At 71.9% G+C, this 3,003-nt stretch carries 3 protein-coding genes; all 3 read left to right on the plus strand.

Features of this window, described 5'->3' with window-relative positions; genetic code table 11:
* Positions 1-1,076: LpqB family beta-propeller domain-containing protein (locus IE312_RS40545; protein WP_229899966.1), on the plus strand; the 1,076-nt coding region annotated here is incomplete at its 5' end.
* 180 nt (positions 1,077-1,256) lie between these two features.
* The gene (locus tag IE312_RS17360) at positions 1,257-2,126 is read left to right on the plus strand and encodes a ComF family protein (protein WP_189982777.1); all 870 of its coding nucleotides are present in this window, start codon (positions 1,257-1,259) and stop codon (positions 2,124-2,126) included.
* A 322-nt stretch (positions 2,127-2,448) separates the two neighbouring features.
* Positions 2,449-3,003, plus strand: a 555-nt coding sequence (gene hpf, locus IE312_RS17365) for a ribosome hibernation-promoting factor, HPF/YfiA family (RefSeq protein WP_229900051.1), incomplete at its 3' end; no start/stop codon positions are given.

Below are 3,003 nucleotides of genomic sequence, written 5' to 3' on the forward strand. Positions count from 1 at the left end.
TGCGGAAGGGCGTGTCCGGGCTGGCACCGGACGACCAGAACAGGCTGACGGTGCCGCTGAACCTCAGGCCTTCGCAGGTCGCCGCGAGCAAGTGCGCCGAGATGGCGACGCAGGTGCTGTTCACCCTGCGGAACCTGACGCCCACGCTGGAGTCCGTGGAGCTGCAGGGCGCCGGCGGGGACCGGTTGTGCGAACTGACCGAGGAGCGTGCCGAGTCGGCCGCCTGGCACGGTGCGTCCAAGCCCCCCGAGTACCTGTACTTCCTCGACGGCAAGCACCGGGCGGTACGCATGCAGGCCGGGAGCACCGGCACCGGATCCGTCCCGCTGCCGGGCCCGCTGGGCGAGGGCGGCAAGAAGCTGCAGTCGGTCGCGGTGTCCCGCGACGAGCACACCGCGGCCGGCGTGGGCGACGAGGGCAGGTCGCTGTACGTGACACCGCTGGCGTCGGGCGGGTCGTTCGGCGCGCCGCCGGTGACCAGCGCCGGTCCGACCCCCGCCGAGCGGCTGACCACACCGAGCTGGGACGCCCGCGGCGATCTGTGGGTGGCCGACCGTGATCCGCACCGGCCGGGGCTGTTCGTGCTGGAACAGGGCGGCACCAAGTCGGAGCAGGTGGCCGTGCCGGACCTGTCCGGCCGGATCGAGGACGTCCGGGTGGCCGCGGACGGGGCGCGGATCGCGCTGGTCGTGGCGAAGGACGGCAAGCAGTCCCTGTTCATCGGCCGGATCCAGCGCGACGACGGGACCGGGCAGGGCATCTCGGTCGACGGACTCAGGTCGGCGGCACCGGACCTGGAGCAGGTCAGCGCCATCTCCTGGGCCGGGGACAGCAGGCTGCTCGTCGTCGGGCAGGAGCAGGGCGGCGTGCAGCAGATGCGGTACGTCGAGGTCGACGGCTCCACCCTCGACGGCCCGGCACCGGGCGCGCTCACCAGCGTCAAGGCGATCGCCGCGTCCGAGGACGAGCGGGTGCCGCTGGTGGCCTACTCGGAGGACGGGATCGTGCGGCTGCCGTCCGGGGCCCAGTGGCAGAAGGTCGACAAGGACGGGACCGCGCCGGTCTATCCGGGCTGACCGCCGAGACCGGCTGACCGCTGGGTCCGGCTGACCGCCGGGTCCGGCGGGCCGGAGGTGCCGGCAGTCGCGCCCTCCGCGTACCCGTGGGCGGTGCCCGGGGTCGTGCATCTGGCGTTGTCCACAGGGCGTTGTCCACAGGGGTGGCCGACGGTCGCCGGCAGGGGCACAGTGGTGGTCATGCGGGGGTGGTGGCAGGACCTCACCGACCTGGTGCTGCCGGCCGACTGCGCGGGCTGTGACGCACCTCGTACGGCGCTCTGCGCGCGGTGCCGGGCCATGCTCGACGCGGCGGTGCCCCGGCGGGTGCGGCCGGTGCCGGAGCCGGCCGGACTGCCGGTGGTGCACGCGGTGTCTCCGTACGCGGCGGAGGTGCGCGCGCTCCTGCTCGCGCACAAGGAGCGTGGTGCGCTGCTCCTCGCGGGAGTGCTGGGCAGGGCGCTGGCTGGGGCCGTCCGGGCGGGCCTCGGCGGACCCGGCGGCGGCGCCGGGCCGGTGGACGGGCCGGGGCGCGGGCCCGTGCTGCTGGTTCCCGTGCCCTCCGCCCGGTGGGCGGTGCGGGCGCGGGGGCACGATCCGGTGCGGCGGATGGCGCTCGCGGCGGCCGGGCAACTGCGGCGCACCGGAACACCCGCCCGGGTGACGGCCGTGCTGCGCCAGCGGCGGGCCGTGGCGGACCAGGCGGGGCTGGACGCCCGGCAGCGCCTGGAGAACCTCGCCGGGGCGCTGGAGGTGCGGCCGGGCAGCGGCCGGCTGCTCGGCGCGGGCCGCGTGGTGCTCGTCGACGACCTGATGACGACAGGAGCCAGTCTCGCGGAGGCGGCGCGGGCCCTGCGGGAGGCGGGTGCATCCGGCCCCGATCGCGGAACGGTCGTGTATGAGGCGATAACTCGGGAAGGTAGGGAGGAACAACGGATCGGTGAACGACAGGAGAGGAGCGAGTGGGTGCACAGTGCACCGGAAAAGACGGCTCCGAACGGCCTCGGGCGGATGCTCCGTGCCGCGGTGATCGCCGCTCCTCGCGATTCTTTCGGAATAAACAGGAACTGAACGTCAACTTGCATCGTTGCAGGTGATGAGAGCCTCAATTCACCTGAACGGAGGTACGCCGCAGTAGAGGGTGACGACATCCGTCCGGGCGAGATATGTTCGGGTGTGAGGAAAGGCGCAGGCCAGGCCTCGCATATCCGAATGCCGTGCTGTGGGCATGTTGTGGTTTTTCCGCAATCACCCGCACGGCGGGGTGCAGATCTCGCCCATGGGGGAGGAGGAGGTGGAAGTCACCGAGTCCGAGGCCTGGTGACCACCGGGCCTGGTGCGAAAGGGAGATGCTCCGCCGATGCAGCGGAGCGATCCGGGAACGGAGTTCTGCGTGGACATCGTCGTCAAGGGCCGCAAGACCGAGGTGCCCGAGCGGTTCCGCAAGCACGTGGCCGAGAAGCTGAAGCTGGAGAAGATCCAGAGGCTCGATGCCAAGGTGATCAGCCTCGACGTCGAGGTGTCCAAAGAGCCCAACCCCCGACAGGCCGACCGCTGTGACCGAGTGGAGATCACGCTCCGCTCCCGCGGTCCGGTGATCCGGGCGGAGGCAGCGGCCAGCGATCCGTACGCAGCCCTCGACCTGGCGGCGGAGAAACTGGATGCCCGGCTGCGCAAGCAGCACGACAAGCGGTACTCGCGCCGAGGCGCACGGCGGATCTCGGCGGCAGAGGTCCCCGACCACGTGCCGGACGCGGCAACACTGAACGGCAACGGCCAGCCCGTCCACGACGAGGACACCGACGGGGTGCCGACCAAGAAGATCGGCTCGCTCGAGGTCAAGGGCGAAGGCCCCCTCGTCGTCCGAGAGAAGACCCACGTCGCCGCCCCGATGAGCCTCGACCAGGCCCTCTACGAGATGGAACTGGTCGGCCACGACTTCTACTTG

The sequence above is a fragment of the Streptomyces capoamus genome (assembly GCF_014654935.1).
In the GTDB taxonomy this organism is placed as follows: Bacteria; Actinomycetota; Actinomycetes; order Streptomycetales; family Streptomycetaceae; genus Streptomyces; species Streptomyces capoamus.